Source organism: Porphyromonas uenonis 60-3, assembly GCF_000174775.1.
In the GTDB taxonomy this organism is placed as follows: Bacteria; Bacteroidota; Bacteroidia; order Bacteroidales; family Porphyromonadaceae; genus Porphyromonas; species Porphyromonas uenonis_A.
The window spans coordinates 1-602 of record NZ_ACLR01000021.1 but is presented as its reverse complement, the minus strand read 5'-3'; the positions used below and the strand labels follow the sequence as shown (position 1 = coordinate 602).

Genomic DNA, 602 nt, shown 5'->3' with positions numbered 1-602 from the left:
ACGTATTGACAGCCTCGGTCGCTATGGAAGATGAGTCCTTTGAGGTCAAAGCCATGCTTCTGGTAGAAGTCAACGGTCTGTTTTAGTGCGTTGTAGGGGCCCTCTGTGGAGAGCGTGGGCTGCAGGTCAAAGCCGGTGATGATGCGGCTATAAGCATCCATCGTCAGGGAGAGATATGCGAAGCCCCCTAAACACTTGACGTAGGTTATGTCTGAACGGTGAGCCGGCAATGGTCGGTGGCGATGTACTTAGGGGTGGTGTTCAGGTGGTCTTGGAAGCCGTGATTGACACCCTTTGGTGTCTGGGGGACGCTTGCGCTTGCGACTTCTCAGAGCATGTCGTTGGCTCCTAACACTTTGTAAGCCAGTCTCGACCTACTTGAAGGTTCCTTTGAAGTACTTGTTGGTACACTCCTGGAGGGTGTCTACGCCTGCCCTGGGGAGCCAACTGCGCACATACTGGCAATAGTGTAGGACGGAGGCTACTTTGACATCTTCGTCTTGCTCGGTGAAGGTGTGCTTGTAGTAGCCTTTGCGGCTGACTTCTAGCTGCTGACAAAGGTAGGTTATGGAGAGCTTTTGATCTCTCACTTTGGCCTGTTT

The 602-nt window shown here is 52.7% G+C and carries 2 protein-coding genes; both read right to left on the bottom strand.

The window, feature by feature from the left end; translation table 11 throughout:
• Window positions 1–230 (bottom strand): IS3 family transposase (locus PORUE0001_RS10245; protein ID WP_007364538.1); only part of this gene is annotated, 230 nt, incomplete at its 3' end.
• A 144-nt stretch (window positions 231–374) separates the two neighbouring features.
• The coding region (locus tag PORUE0001_RS10240) for a hypothetical protein (protein WP_039865160.1) at window positions 375–602 on the bottom strand (228 nt) is incomplete at its 5' end.